15 protein-coding genes are annotated in these 15678 nt (G+C 61.8%); 9 read left to right on the top strand and 6 right to left on the bottom strand.

Annotated elements, in window-relative coordinates:
• Nucleotides 1-412 precede the first annotated feature (412 nt).
• From ACQ5BM_RS14205 to ACQ5BM_RS14170, 8 genes are all read left to right on the top strand, one after another.
• Nucleotides 413-1390, top strand: a complete 978-nt coding sequence (locus ACQ5BM_RS14205) for a magnesium transporter CorA family protein (protein ID WP_429812170.1) — start codon at nucleotides 413-415, stop codon at nucleotides 1388-1390.
• Nucleotides 1391-1406: 16 nt separating this feature from the next.
• Nucleotides 1407-3305, top strand: coding sequence for a potassium transporter Kup (locus ACQ5BM_RS14200; protein ID WP_429812168.1), 1899 nt, complete (start codon nucleotides 1407-1409; stop codon nucleotides 3303-3305).
• A gap of 353 nt (nucleotides 3306-3658) precedes the next feature.
• Nucleotides 3659-4780 (top strand): cell wall hydrolase, encoded by a 1122-nt coding sequence (locus ACQ5BM_RS14195; RefSeq protein ID WP_429812166.1) that lies wholly within the window; start codon nucleotides 3659-3661, stop codon nucleotides 4778-4780.
• Nucleotides 4781-5081: 301 nt separating this feature from the next.
• Nucleotides 5082-5441, top strand: a complete 360-nt coding sequence (locus ACQ5BM_RS14190) for an AtpZ/AtpI family protein (RefSeq protein ID WP_429812163.1) — start codon at nucleotides 5082-5084, stop codon at nucleotides 5439-5441.
• Nucleotides 5442-5501: 60 nt separating this feature from the next.
• Entirely contained in the window at nucleotides 5502-6254 is a 753-nt protein-coding gene (locus tag ACQ5BM_RS14185) for a F0F1 ATP synthase subunit A (protein WP_429812160.1), read from the top strand.
• 82 nt (nucleotides 6255-6336) lie between these two features.
• Nucleotides 6337-6564: a F0F1 ATP synthase subunit C gene (locus tag ACQ5BM_RS14180; RefSeq protein ID WP_025426100.1), complete on the top strand. Its 228-nt coding sequence runs from the start codon at nucleotides 6337-6339 to the stop codon at nucleotides 6562-6564.
• Nucleotides 6565-6640: 76 nt separating this feature from the next.
• Nucleotides 6641-7258 carry a F0F1 ATP synthase subunit B gene (locus ACQ5BM_RS14175; RefSeq protein ID WP_429812157.1) on the top strand — a complete coding sequence of 206 codons (618 nt, stop codon included), beginning with the start codon at nucleotides 6641-6643 and terminating at the stop codon, nucleotides 7256-7258.
• Nucleotides 7259-7271: 13 nt separating this feature from the next.
• Nucleotides 7272-7757 carry a F0F1 ATP synthase subunit B gene (locus tag ACQ5BM_RS14170; protein WP_429812154.1) on the top strand — a complete coding sequence of 162 codons (486 nt, stop codon included), beginning with the start codon at nucleotides 7272-7274 and terminating at the stop codon, nucleotides 7755-7757.
• A gap of 306 nt (nucleotides 7758-8063) precedes the next feature.
• On the opposite strand, the gene ACQ5BM_RS14165 is transcribed toward ACQ5BM_RS14170, so the two are convergent.
• Both ACQ5BM_RS14165 and ACQ5BM_RS14160 read right to left on the bottom strand, forming a co-directional pair.
• On the bottom strand, nucleotides 8064-8711 hold the full coding sequence (locus tag ACQ5BM_RS14165; protein WP_429812152.1) for a ribonuclease HII: 648 nt from the start codon (nucleotides 8709-8711) through the stop codon (nucleotides 8064-8066).
• 244 nt (nucleotides 8712-8955) lie between these two features.
• Nucleotides 8956-10113, bottom strand: coding sequence for a PA0069 family radical SAM protein (locus ACQ5BM_RS14160; protein WP_247958012.1), 1158 nt, complete (start codon nucleotides 10111-10113; stop codon nucleotides 8956-8958).
• A gap of 182 nt (nucleotides 10114-10295) precedes the next feature.
• Between ACQ5BM_RS14160 and ACQ5BM_RS14155 the strand changes: the two genes are divergently transcribed.
• Nucleotides 10296-10832: a glycosyl transferase gene (locus ACQ5BM_RS14155; RefSeq protein ID WP_429812149.1), complete on the top strand. Its 537-nt coding sequence runs from the start codon at nucleotides 10296-10298 to the stop codon at nucleotides 10830-10832.
• Nucleotides 10833-11117: 285 nt separating this feature from the next.
• On the opposite strand, the gene moaB is transcribed toward ACQ5BM_RS14155, so the two are convergent.
• From moaB to ACQ5BM_RS14135, 4 genes are all read right to left on the bottom strand, one after another.
• Nucleotides 11118-11660 carry a molybdenum cofactor biosynthesis protein B gene (gene moaB, locus ACQ5BM_RS14150; protein ID WP_429812146.1) on the bottom strand — a complete coding sequence of 181 codons (543 nt, stop codon included), beginning with the start codon at nucleotides 11658-11660 and terminating at the stop codon, nucleotides 11118-11120.
• Nucleotide 11661: 1 nt separating this feature from the next.
• A complete protein-coding gene (locus ACQ5BM_RS14145) occupies nucleotides 11662-12576 on the bottom strand; it encodes a 4-(cytidine 5'-diphospho)-2-C-methyl-D-erythritol kinase (RefSeq protein ID WP_429812144.1) in 915 nt (304 codons plus the stop codon).
• Between the two features lie 7 nt (nucleotides 12577-12583).
• Complete coding sequence (locus tag ACQ5BM_RS14140; protein ID WP_429812143.1) at nucleotides 12584-14422, bottom strand: tetratricopeptide repeat protein; 1839 nt, start codon at nucleotides 14420-14422, stop codon at nucleotides 12584-12586.
• Between the two features lie 161 nt (nucleotides 14423-14583).
• Complete coding sequence (locus ACQ5BM_RS14135; RefSeq protein WP_429812140.1) at nucleotides 14584-15600, bottom strand: polyprenyl synthetase family protein; 1017 nt, start codon at nucleotides 15598-15600, stop codon at nucleotides 14584-14586.
• Nucleotides 15601-15678 lie beyond the last annotated feature (78 nt).

Raw genomic sequence — 15678 nt, 5'->3', positions numbered from 1 at the left:
GATTCGATTTTGATTTAAGCAAACATGCGGTAGGGTGGAGCCGATATGGCGGCACACGCCCGCGTGTCGGATTGCAAGGGGGCATTGATTTTGCGTTTGCGTTGCGCCATATGCCTTGCCGCACTTGCGAAGGTGCCCAACTTGACGCCCTCTCGCCGGAGATTTTGGCCTCGCGCGATGACTGAGTTGAAGACTTTGTCCTGACTGGCGGAACGCTCCATCCGATGGATCTCTATTGTGGGTATTTTGTGGCGCACGACCTTTCGCCTTCGCGGTTCGGCACACTGCATGAATCCTCAAACCGGAATGGATTTAAGGATGAAATTATGCGGCCGCTCACTGTGCTACGGCCACGTTTGAGCATGTTGGCAGACCGGCGGCGCTGTCAGATTCGCACGACGAGGACGGTCGCATGATCACCGGCTATTGCGCCGATGGGACTGCCGTCGTTCTGACGTCGGCCGAACCACCCGAGAAATTGCGTCCCGATATCATCTGGCTGGATCTGTTCGAGCCCAGCAAGGCAGAAGACCTGATGATGGAGAAGCTTCTCGGCATTTCCATTCCGACGCGCGACGACCTGAAGGATATCGAACCTTCGAGCCGCCTCTATGTCGAGGACAATGCCGTGTTCATGACGGCGTCGCTGGTGTTCCGTTCGGATACGGAAGTGCCTGGCCTGACGGATGTCGGCTTTATCCTGTCCGGTGGCCGGCTTGTGACCATCCGCTACGCCGAGCCCCGGTCCTTCACCCTCTTCAAGACATCGATGCACCGCTTCCCGGGCGGCTGCCGCGACGGTGCGGTCGTCTTGACCCGGCTTCTGGAAACGATTGCCGACCGGACCGCGGAGATTCTCGAGCAAGCGGTCACGAAGATCGACGATCTGTCGATCGACGTCTTCAGCGACAAGGCGGCAGGCAAGCGCCGGCCGCCGCATTATCTCGAAGCGCGCTTGCGTGATGTCGCCGGCCATCATCGTCTTGTCGCCAAGACTCGCGACAGCCTTGCCTCGCTCTCGCGCTTGCTGACCTTCGTCTACACCGTTCCGGTCGTTCAGGAAGACAAGGACACGCGCGAACTCTGCCGTTCGATCTCACGCGATATCCAGTCGCTTTCTGAACACGCAAGTTTCATTTCCGGCAATATCACCTTCCTGCTCGACGCGTCGCTGGGCCTGATCAACGTCGAGCAGAACGCCATCATCAAGATTTTCTCGATCGCATCGGTCGTCCTCCTGCCGCCGACCCTGGTCGCCTCGGTCTACGGCATGAACTTCCGTGTCATGCCCGAACTGGAGTGGCAGCTCGGCTATCCCTGGGCGCTTGCGGCAATGGTAATATCGGCTGTGATCCCCTTCTTCTTTTTCCGCTGGAAAGGCTGGCTTTGATGGCCAGTAGGTTTGCATGACCCAACCGCATGCCCCCTCCCACGAGCCGAAGGATCTGCGCCGCTTGCTGATCCTCGGGCTTGGCTCGATCGGTGTCGTCTATGGCGATATCGGCACCAGCCCGCTCTATGCCTTTCGCGAAGCGCTGCGCCCGGTTTCCCACGACGGCGTGACCGACGTGGAGATCATCGGCCTGATCTCGCTGATGATCTGGACGCTGACGATCATCGTCACGATCAAATACGTGCTGTTCCTGCTGCGCGCCGACAACCAGGGCGAGGGCGGCACGCTGTCGCTGCTCGCCCTTCTGATGAAGTCCGCCAACGGCCACGCGTCGATCCTCTTCTTCATGGGGATTGCCGGTGCAGCGCTCTTCATCGGCGATGCGATGATCACGCCGGCCCTGTCGGTTCTTTCGGCTGTCGAAGGTCTGAAGCTGGTGACGCCGGCGCTATCGGATTACGTGGTTCCGATTGCGGTGGTCATCCTGCTGCTGCTCTTCGCCGTGCAATCCAAGGGGACCGCGGCGGTCTCCAACTTCTTCGGGCCGATCACCCTCGTCTGGTTCCTGGTCATGGGTGCTGTCGGATTGGTCCACATCGCCGATGACATGTCGATCTTCAAGGCGTTCAATCCCTACTATGCCGTGAGCTTCATGCTGAGCGAGGGCTATGTCGGTATCATCGTGCTCGGCGCCGTCTTCCTGACGGTGACGGGAGCCGAGGCGCTTTACGCCGACCTCGGACATTTCGGTCGCCGCCCGATCCAGTGGGCGTGGTTTGTCATCGTCTTTCCCGCGCTGACGCTCAACTATCTTGGACAGGGCGCCTTCGTACTCAAGAACCCCGAAGGCATGTCTGACCCGTTCTTCCTGATGTTCCCGAAATGGGCGCTGCTGCCGGCGGTGATTCTGGCGACCGCCGCCACCATCATCGCCAGCCAGGCGGTGATAACCGGGGCCTTTTCGCTGACGCGTCAGGCGATCCACCTCGGCTTCCTGCCGCGCATGGCGATCTTCCACACGTCGGAAACGCACACCGGCCAGATCTATCTGCCGAACGTCAACACGCTGCTCATGTTCGGCGTCATGGCGCTCGTCTTCGTCTTCGGTTCGTCGGAATCGCTTGCCACCGCCTACGGCATCTCGGTCACAGGCGCGATGGTGGTGACGACGGTGCTTTCCTTCGAGTTCCTGCGCACGCGCTGGAACTGGTCGCCAGTCTGGGCGGCTGCCGTGCTGCTGCCCCTGTTCGCGCTGGAGTTTATCTTCCTCGGCGCCAACATGCTGAAGATCCACGACGGCGGCTACGTGCCGGTGCTGATCGCCGCCACCTTCATCATCATCATGTGGACCTGGCGGCGAGGAACCGAAATCCTGCACGCCAAGACGCGCCACATCGACATTCCATTGGCGAGCTTCATCAAATCGATCGAGCGCAAGAGCGAGCATGCGCCGGTGGCCGTCCCCGGTACGGCCGTATTCCTGACGAGCGATCCGGAATCGACCCCGGCCGCGCTGCTCCACAACATCAAGCACAATCACGTGCTGCACAATCAGAACTTTATTCTGACGATCCGAACCGCCAACACGCCGAAAGTTCCGAAATCCGAGCGGGTGAGCATGCAACCGCTTTCGGATCGCTTCACGCTGCTCGAGATGCGCTTCGGCTTCATGGAAACGCAGAACGTCTCACAGGCGCTCGGCCTTTTCCGCAAGTCGGGGCTGAAGTTCGACATCATGTCGACCTCCTTCTATCTCGGTCGCCGCAAGCTCGTGCCCGATGCCGAATCCGGCATGCCGCATTGGCAGGACCGGCTGTTCATCGCACTTGCCAACGCGGCGATCGACCCGTCCGATTATTTCCGCCTGCCCACCAACCGCGTCGTCGAACTCGGTTCTCACGTCATCATCTGATCCTTTTGCCCCTCCCGGGTGGGCAGGGGCAGGGGGGCTTCGCCTATGCAGAGAGATGAAGCGGAGCCGTTCCCGGCCGGGGCGGCTCCGCTCGCTTTCTGCGGCCATGTCCTTCGGCGCGGCAGCATTAACCAAACATCAAGGTTAATGCTTCATTTTCAAGGCACGAACGAAGCGGCTCCGGCGGGGTGTCCGGCCGCCTCATTGTCTTAGCTTCCTGCGCGGAATCTCCGACGCTGGCTTCTGGCCGGCGCGGGCGGAGCCGTGCCGTCAGTCAAGCGTTTGCGTGGAGTCGGTTGGTGCGTAAGAGTCGGAACCTGCGTCAAAAGTCTCGCCTGAACGTGTCCACGTGGATGGCGCCTGCAATCATCGGCCTCGCGCTCTATCTCGGCTTCCCCTCCGTCGCCGCCTATGCGGATCTCGCGACCTTCCTGTCCGGCATCAATCGCGGCGGCGAACGCTGGCGCATGTACATGACGCCATCGCCGGCGGGCTCGATCCACGAAGTCGAGATGGTCTTTGCCGACCCGATCACGACGGGTGCGCTCGATGGCGGCGCCGGCATCAACATGCCCGATGGCAGCCGCGTCGCACTCACTTCCGAGACCAAACACTCCGGCACGCCCGACGAGGAACGGATCAATCGTCGCGACAAGAAGGGACGCATCGTCGCGGTCACGCCGGTGACGCCGCCGAAGGATTTCACCGCTGGCTCCATCCTGCAGCGCACGAGTTCCCTGACGGAGCCGCGCTTCGAGGAGGGCGAGAAAATGGTCTTCGCCAAGTCACGCATCAAGGGCAAGGAGATCGAGATAGCCACGGCCTTCTACAGAAAGAAGCCACCAAAGGCGGATCCCGGCGTCTCACCCATGCTGGCCAAGCTCGTGACCAACGACAAGCCCGACATTCTTGCGACTGCCTATGTCCGGCCCGAGCCGGACTATGCGCGTGAATCGCCCTTCGACTCGATCCTGCGCGAAGACAAGAACGCGGGTCGCTTCATTCCCGAAATCTCACCCGACGATCATGCCTGGGCAGCAACCGTGTTGCCGCCGACGGTCTTCAGCAAGGAAGAGCAGACCTGCCTTGCCGAAGGCATCTATTTCGAAGCGCGCAGCGAGTCGCTCAAGGGCCAGGCAGCCGTCGCTCAGGTGATTCTCAACCGTGTTCGCAATCCGACCTATCCGAAGACCATCTGCGGCGTCGTCTATCAGAACAAGACCTGGCGCAATCGTTGCCAGTTTTCCTTCGCCTGCGACATGATCCGCGACCTGATCTATTCCCGCTCGCACTGGAAGATGGCCAAGGAAGTCGCAATGGCGGTCACGGCCGGCAAAATCTGGTTGCCGGAAGTGGGGTCTGCTACTCATTATCATGCGACCTACGTCAATCCGCCGTGGGCAAAGACGATGAAGCGGGTCGGCAAGATCGGCATGCACGTCTTCTACCGGACCTATGGTGGCGGCTGGAGCTGAGCGGTGTCGGACGCGATTCCGCCGTCTTTTTCTGCCTGGCCGGAGAGCGGAGATTCCGGCCGGCAGGGCGCAGGAATCCTGCGACAACCTTGTCGCGGATCATGCTTTGTGCCTCTAACCATTTGAATTGTCTTAATAATATTGTCCACGCCCAAGCAGCTCGCATGCCTTGACTATGCGGGTGCCTAAAACTATGTTGCGCGCGACTTCAAATGGGGCCGAAACGTGGCTTGAACGATGGCCTATTGTATGACCGAAATCGCGGTCTGAGACCCGATTAGGACGGCAAGGGAGTTGCCACGTGGCGGAGAAACCTGAAGAAAGTCTGGAAGCGCGGCTGAAGCAGCTCGGCGAGAAGATTGAGGCCAAGAAGCCTCATGCGTCTGATGCAGCAGAGGCCCGTGCCGCCGACAGCCGCAAGGGCTATGCGGCGGCGATGAAGCTCTCGAGCGAATTCATCGCCGGCATCGTTGTCGGGGCGTTTCTGGGCTATCTTTTGGACCACTTTGCGGGTACAGGGCCGTGGGGCATGATCGTCTTCCTGCTTCTTGGCTTCTGCGCCGGCGTGCTGAATGTGCTGCGCTCGGCCGGTATGGTGGCGACATCGGAAGCCGGAAGAGATGGCTCTGGGAATGACAAGAAGGACGGAGACGCCCACTGAGGCGTTGTCCCGAAGAAAACGGTTTCCGCTCTCGGGCGGGCAGAACGAAAGAGAAGCGCGGTGTCAAACGATCCGACCCACCAGTTCCTGGTCAACAAGATTGTCCCGATCGAGATTGGCGGAATTGACTTTTCCTTCACCAATGCGTCGCTGTTCATGGTCGCGACCGTGGGTGCTGCCGCAGGCTTCCTTTATCTGACGACGTCGCAGCGCGGTCTGATCCCGACCCGCATGCAGTCGGTCTCCGAAATGTCCTACGAATTCATCGCCTCGATGCTGCGCGAAGGCGCCGGCAGCGGCGGCATGAAGTTCTTCCCGATGGTGTTCTCGCTGTTCATGTTCATCCTGACGGCGAACCTGCTCGGCATGATGCCCTACTTCTTCACGGTCACCAGCCAGATCATCGTCACCTTCGCGCTCGCCGTCTTCGTTATCGGCACCGTCATTCTCTATGGTTTCTACAAGCACGGTCTCGGCTTCCTGAAGCTCTTCGTGCCGCATGGCGTTCCCGGCGTGCTCTTGCCGCTCGTCGTCGCGATCGAAATCATCTCGTTCCTTTCCCGCCCCATCAGCCTCTCGGTCCGTCTCTTCGCAAACATGCTGGCCGGCCATATCACGCTGAAGGTCTTCGCAGGCTTCGTCACTTCGCTGAGCGCCCTTGGCGCGCTCGGCATCGGTGGTGCCGTCCTGCCGCTCATCATGACCGTCGCCATTACCGGTCTTGAATTCCTCGTCTGCTTCCTCCAGGCCTATGTCTTCGCGGTACTGACCTGCATGTACCTCAACGACGCTGTCCATCCCGGAAGCCACTAAGGAATAACAGTCGCTTGCTTCCGGCCGGCCCGCCGCCGGAAGCGCAATCCTAAGCCGCAACACCATTCGAAGGAGTTCAAACATGGAAGCGGAAGCAGCAAAGTACATCGGCGCAGGTCTCGCTTGCCTCGGCATGGCCGGCACGGCTCTCGGCCTCGGCAACATCTTCGGCAGCTACCTGTCCGGCGCGCTGCGTAACCCGTCGGCTGCTGACGGTCAGTTCGGCCGCCTCGTATTCGGCTTCGCCGTTACGGAAGCTCTGGGCATCTTCTCGCTGCTCGTAGCCCTGCTCCTCCTCTTCGCCGTCTAATACCGGCTGGAGTTTCGGCCGCGGCCCGTCAAACGGCCGCGGCCGCGCATATTCTTGAGTGCACCTGGAGGTGAGCATGTTTGTGACCGCGGCCTATGCCCAGCAGTCAACCACCACTGAAGGCGCCGAAGCACACGATGCCGCTGCGGCCGGTGAGGTGCACACCGAAACGGGTGTGGCCCACGAAGGCGAGGCTGGCTCCGGCGTGTTCCCGCCCTTCGATTCGACCCATTTCGCATCGCAGCTGCTCTGGCTCGCGATCACGTTCGGCCTCTTCTATCTTCTGATGTCGAAGGTTATCATCCCGCGCATCGGCGGAATTCTCGAAACCCGTCACGATCGGATCGCTCAGGATCTCGATGAAGCGTCCCGCCTCAAGGGCGAAGCTGACGCGGCTATCGCATCCTACGAGCAGGACCTGGTAGCGGCCAAGTCCAAGGGTCACAAGATCGCTGACGACGCCCGCGAATCCGCAAAGGCCAAGGCCACGGCAGACCGCACGGCCGTTGAAGCCGATCTTGCCAAGAAGATCTCGGCTGCAGAAGACCGCATCGCCGACATCAAGGCAAAGGCCCTGGCTGACGTCGGTGCCATCGCTGAGGAAACCGCGACCGCTGTCGTCAAGCAGTTGATCGGTGGAACCGTCACCAAGGCCGAGATCACCGCTGCCGTCAAGGCATCGGCTGGCAACTGAGGAGCACTGAGCTATGCATCTTGATGCAACTTTCTATGCCTTCGTTGGCCTGATCCTGTTCCTCGCCCTGATCGCCTATCTCAAGGTTCCGGGCATGATCGGCAAGGCGCTCGACGCCCGCGCCGAAAAGATCGGCAACGAGCTGACCGAGGCGAAGCGTCTGCGCGAAGAAGCACAGAGCCTTGTCGCCGAATACCAGCGCAAGCGTAAGGATGCCGAGGCGGAAGCTGCCGGTATCGTCGCTGCCGCTCAGCGCGAAGCCGAAATGCTGACGGCGGAAGCCAAGCAGAAGACCGAGGAATACGTTGCCCGTCGCACGGCTCTCTCGGAGCAGAAGATCAAGCAGGCCGAAAGCGACGCGATCAACGCCGTTCGCTCCGCTGCCGTCGATCTGGCAATCGCCGCTGCCGAGAAGGTCGTTGCCGCCAAGGCCGACGCCGGTGCACAGAACGACCTGTTCAAGAAGGCACTCGGCGACGTCAAGGCACGCCTGAACTAAGTCTTGGTACATTCCCGATTGAAGAGAGCCCCGCCCCGTGCGGGGCTTTCTGTTTGAGCCATGCGCCGGAGAGCGGCTGCAGGCTCTGGCTTGCCGGCGATGCGGTGAACGGTCGCGGAGGCCTTTTGGGCACAAGTCCCCGGTTCGCGGCGAGCGCATCTTGCGCGGCACCAGCGAGCTCCCGCAAAAACATCTGCTTGAAAGTGCATTCTCGTCGGCGCGCGTGGTCTTACAGGGCGCGTGCTGGCATCTTGCAAATATTGCAAGTAGGGCGCCAGCGCACTTCCGAGATCCGCTGTGCGGCTTTCAGTCCTGCCGCAGCGGACGGAAGCTCATGCGGTGCAGGGCGCAGGGGCCATGGGTCTCTATGGCGCGACGGTGGGTCACGGTCGCATAGCCGGCATGGAGCGCGAAGCCATAGCCTGGGTGGGCCAGATCGGCGCGGGCCATCATGCGGTCGCGCGTAACCTTGGCGACGATCGAAGCGGCCGCGATCGATAGCGACCGCGCGTCGCCCTTCACGACAGCCTTGGCGTGGCAAGAGAGCCCAGGCGGCACGTCGCGGCCGTCAACGAGCACGAAGCGCGCGGCGGAGGGAAGGCCCGCCACAGCACGCCGCATCGCCTCCAGGCTTGCCTTGCGGATATCCGTGGCATCGATCGTGCCGGCGGAGGCTGAGGCGATCGAAACGTGCGATGTCGCGAGGATTTCCTCGAACAGCTTCTCGCGCGCCTGCGCGCTGAGCTTCTTGCTGTCATCGAGGCCTTCGGGAATGGCGTCCGGATTCAGGATGACTGCGGCTGCCACGACCGGCCCTGCGAGCGGGCCGCGGCCGGCCTCATCGGCGCCGGCGACCGGCCAGAAACCGTCGCCCTTTGCCGAGAGTTCAAAACTGAAATCGGGCGCTTCGATGATATCGGGAAAAAGGGGAGAATCGGACGACCTGCGAGACATGAGTCTAATTCGCATGATCGACCGATTCTCTTCAAGCCCCCATGTCCGAGTGCGGCGGCGGACGGGGGGATAACCGATGCCCCAGGCGGGGGCAGGGCACCGGAACTGCTTTGTGACCTTCCAATGTTCACACCGGTTACCTGAAGGGAGGGAGGGATAGCTCTCCCATTTCCCGGGCATCCTCGGCGCGTGAAGTCGGTCACAAATCCGGAATAGCCATCGCGAAGGCCATTCCGGAGAACCTTCAAAGGAGCGAGAGCTGCACCCCCGTTCCGAGCGGTGGCACGAACAGATCGTCGCGAAGCTGCCGGCGCGTCGGGTTGAAGCCGAGGCGCTTGATGGCGAGATCGAAGCGGCGGCCGATCTGCCAGGCATAGGGACCGGCGCCTTTCATGCGCTTGCCGAATTCGGCGTCATAGTCCTTGCCGCCACGCATGGAGCGGACGAGCGACATGACGTGTCGGTAGCGATCCGGATAGTTGCGCAGCAACCAGTCGCGAAACAGCGGGCTTACCTCCAGCGGCAGCCGCAGAAGCACATAGCTCGCCTCCGTCGCCCCGGCTGTCCTCGCCGCTTCCAGAATCCTTTCGATCTCATGGTCGTTGAGTGCCGGGATGATCGGCGAGACGAGAACGCCGGCGGGAATGCCGGCCTCGGCCATGGCGCGAATCGCCTCCAGCCGCTTGGCCGGCGTCGCGGCGCGCGGCTCCATCGTTCGCGCCAGCTTGCGGTCCAGGGTCGTGACCGAGATGCCGACCCGCACCAGCCCCTTCTCGGCCATCGGCGCGAGAATGTCGATGTCGCGGGTGACCATCGCCGACTTGGTGACGATCATGACCGGATGGTTGGCATCTCTCAGCACTTCGAGGATTTGACGCATGATGCGCCATTCCTTTTCGATCGGCTGATAGGGGTCCGTGTTGGTACCGATGGCGATTGGCCTGACCTTGTAGTCCGGTCGCGCCAACTCGCGCTCCAGCAGCCGCGCCGCATCCGGCTTGGCAAAGAGCTTCGCCTCGAAATCCAGACCGGCCGACAGGCCCATGAAGGCGTGCGTCGGCCGGGCGAAGCAATAGATGCAGCCGTGCTCGCAGCCGCGATAGGGATTGATCGAACGATCGAAGGAGATGTCGGGGGATTCGTTTCGGGTGATCACCGTCCGTGGCTTCTCGACCTGGACTTCGGTCTTGAAGGGCGGCAGATCCTCCAGGCTTTCCCAGCCATCGTCGAAGCTTTCCCGCGCCTGCGGCTCGAAGCGGCCGGACATGTTGAGCCCGGCGCCGCGTCCACGGCGGCGGTCGATGTCGATCCGCAGGCCCGTTGCGCTCATCATCGCTTCGGCGACATCCGCCGTATTGGCGGGCGCAAGCGCACCCTGCCTGATCTGAGACAGCTCGTTCATTGGAATCTCCCCGGAATCAGATCTTTGATCCCGTTTTGTTCTGATTATTTTCCTATCGCGAATACGAGAACAATTCAAGAACAAAAAGCAGGGCCGATCTGGTCGGGATCCGCGCTTCCCCGTTCGCGACCAACGCCGGCCGGGCATGTAGCAATTGTGGCGGTGATGCGGTAGGACGAGCTATGCTGACGATCATCATGGAAACGCAAGACAACGAAGCCGAGCTGGTTCAGACGCTGTCTGTGCTCGTCGCCGGAGCCGTGGAGGGCCTGGTCAGCGATGTGATCATCCTCGATCACGGCTCCAAGGACGGCTCGTCGCGCGTGGCGGAAGCGGCCGGCTGCCGCTTTTGCGTCGACTGGAATCTCCGCGAAATCGTGCTTTCGGCGCGCGGCGAATGGCTGATGCTGCTGGAACCCGGTGCCCGTCCGATCGGCCGGTGGGTCGACGAGCTTGCCGAATATGTCGCGCTCAACAGGGCACCTGCGCGGTTCTCCGATTCCAGAATGCACCGCAAGCCGTTCTTCAGCCGCCTGGTCCGGCGGAAGAAACCGCTGGAAGCGGGTTTTCTGATGAGCAAACACGATGCGCTGACGGCGGCTGAGGGCAACCAATGCCTTGGAGACATGACAAATGTCCGGACCGTTCGCAAACTCTCGACGGAACTCGTTCCGGCCTGGGTTGCCGTCGAAAGCAGGCGGGCGCCAGGGCCTCGCTGATTGCCGCATGAGAAAGGTGCCAGTCCCCAGGGGACGGCACCTCAAGGTGGCTCTCAAATGACCGTGTCTGGTAAATTTCTTGCCGGGCAGCATTCTGGCTGCACGTCGTATTCCCTTGTTTTCCCCGCTCGGGGAATAGCGGCGGGGAGGCGTCTTTGCAGCCCAAAGAAAGGTGCGGCGGCCGATCTCGCTGGGCTGACATCGGACGCTAATGACGGGAAAAATGGCTGTCTGTTACAACGGTAACAGATGCGCCCGAAGAGCGAGGAGCGTGGCGGCTTCGGCTCAGCCGCGTTTCAGGTGTTCGTCGAGCCGCGGCATGATCTCGACGAAGTTGCAGGGCATGTGCCGGTAGTCGAGCTGTTGCTTCAGGATGCCGTCCCACGCGTCGCGGCAGGCGCCCGGCGATCCCGGCAGAACGAAAATGAAGGTGGCGTTGGCGACGCCGCCGGTCGCACGCGACTGGATGGTGGAGGTGCCGATCTTCTCGTAGGAGATCCGATGGAAAACCTCGGAGAAGCCGTCCATGCGTTTTTCGAAGAGTGGCTCCAGCGCCTCCGGCGTCACATCCCGGCCGGTAAATCCCGTACCCCCCGTCGTGATCACCACGTCGATCGCTGGCTCGAGCGTCCAGGCCCTCACCTGCTCGTAGATCCTCGCCTGATCGTCTGGCACGATCGCGCGTGCTTCCAGGCGATGGCCTGCGTCACGCACGCGCGACGCCAGCGTGTCGCCTGATTTGTCATCGGCGAGCGTGCGTGTGTCGGACACCGTAAGGATGGCGATTCCGACGGGAATGAAGGGACGTTTTTCGTCGATGCCGGCCATTCTACCTGTCTCTCCCTGTCGTGTTGCAGGCGAGAACGTACCAGCCGGGCTGTGCCGCCGAAAGAGTGCGCGCTATCGCAGCCGCGCGTTCACCGTCGTCGAAAATGCCAAAGCAGGTGGCGCCCGAACCTGACATCCGCACCAGGATCGCTCCGGCTTCCGTGAGCGCCTGGCAGACGTCGCCGATCACGGGCTGCAATTGCTGCGCCGGCGGCTGCAGATCGTTGCGCATCGTTGCCATGGCCGACAGCCAGTCGTCCATCATCTTCATGTCCCGAGGCAGGACGAGCGGCGGATTGGTCTTGTTCGCGAGCGTCCGGAAGACGACAGGCGTCGAAACGCCGACGAGCGGATTGACCAGAACCAGGGGCAGGGATGGAAGGTCGGCAAGCGGAGTGATGTCCTCGCCGATACCTTTCGCGATGAGGGACATGCCGGCGAGGCACATCGGTACGTCGGCGCCGAGCGTCAATGCCATCGCATCGAGTTGGGAGGGTTCGATCGTCGCGCCCCAAAGATCGAGCAGCCCGAGAAGCGTTGCCGCCGCGTCGGCGGAGCCGCCGCCGATGCCGGAAGCGAGGGGGAGGTTCTTTTCGAGATGCAGATGGACAGGCCCCGCAGCGGCGGGATTGCGGGACCGCAGCTCTTCACGCAGGAGGTCTCGCGCCTTTAGAACCAGATTTCCGCCCTCAGCGCTGGCATCCATCGGCAGTTCGGCCGCAAAGGGCCCCGACACAGTGAAGAGATCGGCGTCTGCCGATGCAAACCCGATCCGGTCGCCGCGATCGGCAAAGGTGACGAGACTTTCGAGAAGATGGTGACCGTCGGCCCGCTGGCCGACGACGTGAAGCGCCAAATTGATCTTTGCGGGCGCCGCGCGCGTCAGCGTGAAGCCCACAATGCCGTCCTCGATCATGGATCGATCAGGACTTCTTGTCCGGCGCCGGCGCTTCCGGGACTACCTTTTTCGGCGCGGTTTCCTTGGCGTCGGCCGAGGCCGGAACCTCTTCCTTCAGCGGCGGCAGACCGTTTTCGATCTTCGCCTTGATCTTCGGGATTTCGGCTTCCTCGGGCTTCAATTCCAGCGTCTGCGTCCATTGGAACACCGCTTCGAGCTTGCGGCCGACACGCCAGTAGGCATCACCAAGGTGGTCGTTGATCGTCGGGTCGCCGGCCATCAGTTCAGCCGCCTTTTCCAGTTCCACCACCGCATCGTCGAAGCGGCTCATGCGGAAATAGGCCCAGCCGAGCGAATCGACGATGTAGCCGTCGTCCGGCTTCAGTTCGACCGCCTTGCGGATCATCTCGAGGCCTTCGTCGAGGTTGATGTTCATGTCGACCCAGGAATAGCCGAGATAGTTCAGCACCTGCGGCTGGTCCGGGTTGAGTTCCAGCGCCTTGCGGAAGTTCGGCTCGGCTTTGTCCCAGAGCTTCTGGCGCTCGTAGGCGATGCCGCGTTGGAAGAACACGGTCCAGTCGCTGCGCTTCGGCACGGGCCCGATCTGTTCGACGGCCTTGTCGTAGAGCTCGCCCATCTCCTTGTAGTCCTTGGCATCGGAGAGCACGCTGCCATAGGCGAGATAGTTGCGGATGTTCTTCGGATCGACGTCGATCAGCGCTTTCAGGTGCTTCTTCGCCTCGTCGACCTTGCCGATGCTGGCGAGGCTCAAGCCGAGCTGCAGTTCCGAGACCCGCCGCATCGGGGAGGTCTCCGGTATCGCCTTATAGAGCTCGATCGCCTCGTTCGGCTTCTTCAGGTTCTCGGCAATGCCGCCGAGCATCACCAGAATGTCGGCACTGTCGGGGTCGAGCCGGCGGGCGGTCTGCAGGTAGAGCGAAACGATGTCCTCGGCGCCGTCGCGGTTGAGCGCGGCACCAATGGAGAAGAGCACCGCTGCCGTACCCTGGCTGGCGTTCTTGACTTGCTGTTCCTGCGGAACACCGTTCTCGATATCGGCCCTCAGCGCCTGCAGCGGCGTATAGTTGTTGACCATGTTTTCGCCGACGGCGACGGTGTCGAGCGCCTTCTGCTTGTTGCCTTCGCGCGCCTCGAAACGGGCGAGCGCTTCGACCGCCCGCATGAAGGTGTCAGGCGCCGCACTCCCGCCTTCGCGATCCAGAATGGCATCGTTGAGCCTGGTCCGGGCGGTCTGCTTGTCGCCCGCGGCAACCGCGATCGCTCCCGCGTGATAGTTCTTGAACACGCGGAACCAGTCGGGACCTTCGAGGCTGTTGATCTGTGCCAGCGCTTCCTTCGGCTTGCCCTGACCGAATTTCGCCCAGGCCGAAAGCAGGCCGTTCATCAGCCGGTCGAGATCGTTGGGGCCTTGGTAGTTCAGGAGCTTCTGCGCATTGCGATACTCGCGCTTGCGGATCGCTTCGATCGCGCGGATCACGGTGGTGATGCGTTCGACGGCCGGGTCGGACTTGAGTTGATCGGCAATCTTCGCGCCTTCGTCGAACTGGCCGGCCATCAGCAGCGTAATCATCAGACGCTGCTTGACGTCGTTGTTATTGGGTTCGAACTGCAGCGCGATCTTGTAGAGCTCGGTCGCGGATGCGAAATCGCGGTCCGTATCGGCTGTACGGGCAGCGAGGAAGGCGCCCGCGAAGGTGTTCACCGACTTGATGTCAAAGGGTTCGCTTTTTTCCTCAACCGCGGCGGCCTTATCTTCCGCGAAGGCCTGGTGGCTGCCGCTGACTGCGGCGAGAGCCAGCAGTGCTGCGCCGCTGAGGAGGCGGAGGATCGTCATTTGCCGCATGTCAAACCTTTCGTGCCGATTGCTCGGCCTTGCGCACCACTAAGGGTTGTTATCGGAGTCAGCCACATATAGCCAGCACAACTCTTGAGGAACAGAATGGCTTTTTTGGCGCAATGCGGCAAGAAATTCCTGTCGTTCGTCCCGGTACGGTCGAGGTCCCGTCAGCTTACCCGATCGATGCAGAAGTCGATCACTTCCGTGAGAGCCGATTTCCAGGGAGAAGTCGGCAGCGGTGCCAATGCATCGCGGGCGATCGTGCCATAGTGCTGGGCGCGCGCGATGGTATCGCTCAAGCCGCCGTAGCGCTTGATCAGGCCGAGCGCCTTGTCGAGATTGGCATCGCTGCTGTCGCCGCCTTCGATCGCCTCGCGCCAGAACGCACGGTCTTCCGCCGTCCCGCGACGATAGGAGAGGATCACGGGAAGCGTGATCTTTCCTTCACGGAAATCGTCGCCGACATTCTTGCCGAGATCGCTTGACGAGCCGCCGTAGTCGAGCACGTCGTCAACGAGCTGGAAGGCGAGGCCGAGGTTCATGCCGTAGGACTTCAGGGCGTTGCGATCGGATTTGCTGGTCTGGGCGACGATCGGCCCGACTTCGGCGGCAGCGGCAAAGAGTGCCGCGGTCTTTGCGCGGATGACCTGCAGATAGTCGTCCTCGGTCGTTTCCATGTTCTTGGCAACGGAAAGCTGGAGGACTTCGCCTTCGGCGATGACGGAAGCTGCAGTCGACAGCACGTCGAGCGCGTCGAGCGAGCCGACATCGACCATCATGCGGAACGCCTGGCCGAGCAGGAAGTCGCCGACGAGAACGCTCGCCTGATTGCCCCAGATCGTGCGTGCGGTCGACTTGCCGCGGCGAAGGTCGCTTTCGTCGACGACGTCGTCGTGCAGCAGCGTCGCCGTGTGCATGAACTCGACGCTGGTGGCGAGCTTCACGTGGGCGTCGCCCTCGTAGCCGAACATCGAGGCGGAGGCCAGCGTTAGCATCGGGCGCAGCCGCTTGCCGCCGGAAGAAATCAGGTGGTTGGCGACCTCGGGAATCATCTGAACGTCGGAGCCGGCCTTCGACAGGATGAGCTGGTTGACGCGTTCCATGTCCGGCGCAGTCAGGTCGACGAGCGGCTTAACGGACGCCTGTTTGTTTTTGCTGTCTTCCAGCGGTATCACTACGCCCACACCGGGACTCCTGTTTTCATTGTCGCTTTCGACAATAGGAAGGGGTGCCACGTGCGGCAAGAGGCGAATTGTCCCGCT

The organism is Ensifer sp. B1-9, assembly GCF_050474445.1.
Taxonomy (GTDB): Bacteria; Pseudomonadota; Alphaproteobacteria; order Rhizobiales; family Rhizobiaceae; genus Ensifer.
The sequence above is the reverse complement of the archived record's forward strand: the minus strand, read 5'-3'. Positions and strand labels throughout refer to the sequence as shown.

Bases quoted from the DNA above. Each gene is read 5' to 3' on its own strand.
- ACQ5BM_RS14170 (WP_429812154.1), top strand. From the start codon at position 7,272: ATGCATCTTGATGCAACTTTCTATGCCTTCGTTGGCCTGATCCTGTTC.
- moaB (WP_429812146.1), bottom strand. From the start codon at position 11,660: ATGGCCGGCATCGACGAAAAACGTCCCTTCATTCCCGTCGGAATCGCC.
- ACQ5BM_RS14195 (WP_429812166.1), top strand. From the start codon at position 3,659: ATGGCGCCTGCAATCATCGGCCTCGCGCTCTATCTCGGCTTCCCCTCC.
- ACQ5BM_RS14205 (WP_429812170.1), top strand. From the start codon at position 413: ATGATCACCGGCTATTGCGCCGATGGGACTGCCGTCGTTCTGACGTCG.
- ACQ5BM_RS14180 (WP_025426100.1), top strand. From the start codon at position 6,337: ATGGAAGCGGAAGCAGCAAAGTACATCGGCGCAGGTCTCGCTTGCCTC.
- ACQ5BM_RS14160 (WP_247958012.1), bottom strand. From the start codon at position 10,113: ATGAACGAGCTGTCTCAGATCAGGCAGGGTGCGCTTGCGCCCGCCAAT.
- ACQ5BM_RS14140 (WP_429812143.1), bottom strand. From the start codon at position 14,422: ATGCGGCAAATGACGATCCTCCGCCTCCTCAGCGGCGCAGCACTGCTG.
- ACQ5BM_RS14165 (WP_429812152.1), bottom strand. From the start codon at position 8,711: ATGTCTCGCAGGTCGTCCGATTCTCCCCTTTTTCCCGATATCATCGAA.
- ACQ5BM_RS14200 (WP_429812168.1), top strand. From the start codon at position 1,407: ATGACCCAACCGCATGCCCCCTCCCACGAGCCGAAGGATCTGCGCCGC.
- ACQ5BM_RS14145 (WP_429812144.1), bottom strand. From the start codon at position 12,576: ATGATCGAGGACGGCATTGTGGGCTTCACGCTGACGCGCGCGGCGCCC.
- ACQ5BM_RS14155 (WP_429812149.1), top strand. From the start codon at position 10,296: ATGCTGACGATCATCATGGAAACGCAAGACAACGAAGCCGAGCTGGTT.
- ACQ5BM_RS14175 (WP_429812157.1), top strand. From the start codon at position 6,641: ATGTTTGTGACCGCGGCCTATGCCCAGCAGTCAACCACCACTGAAGGC.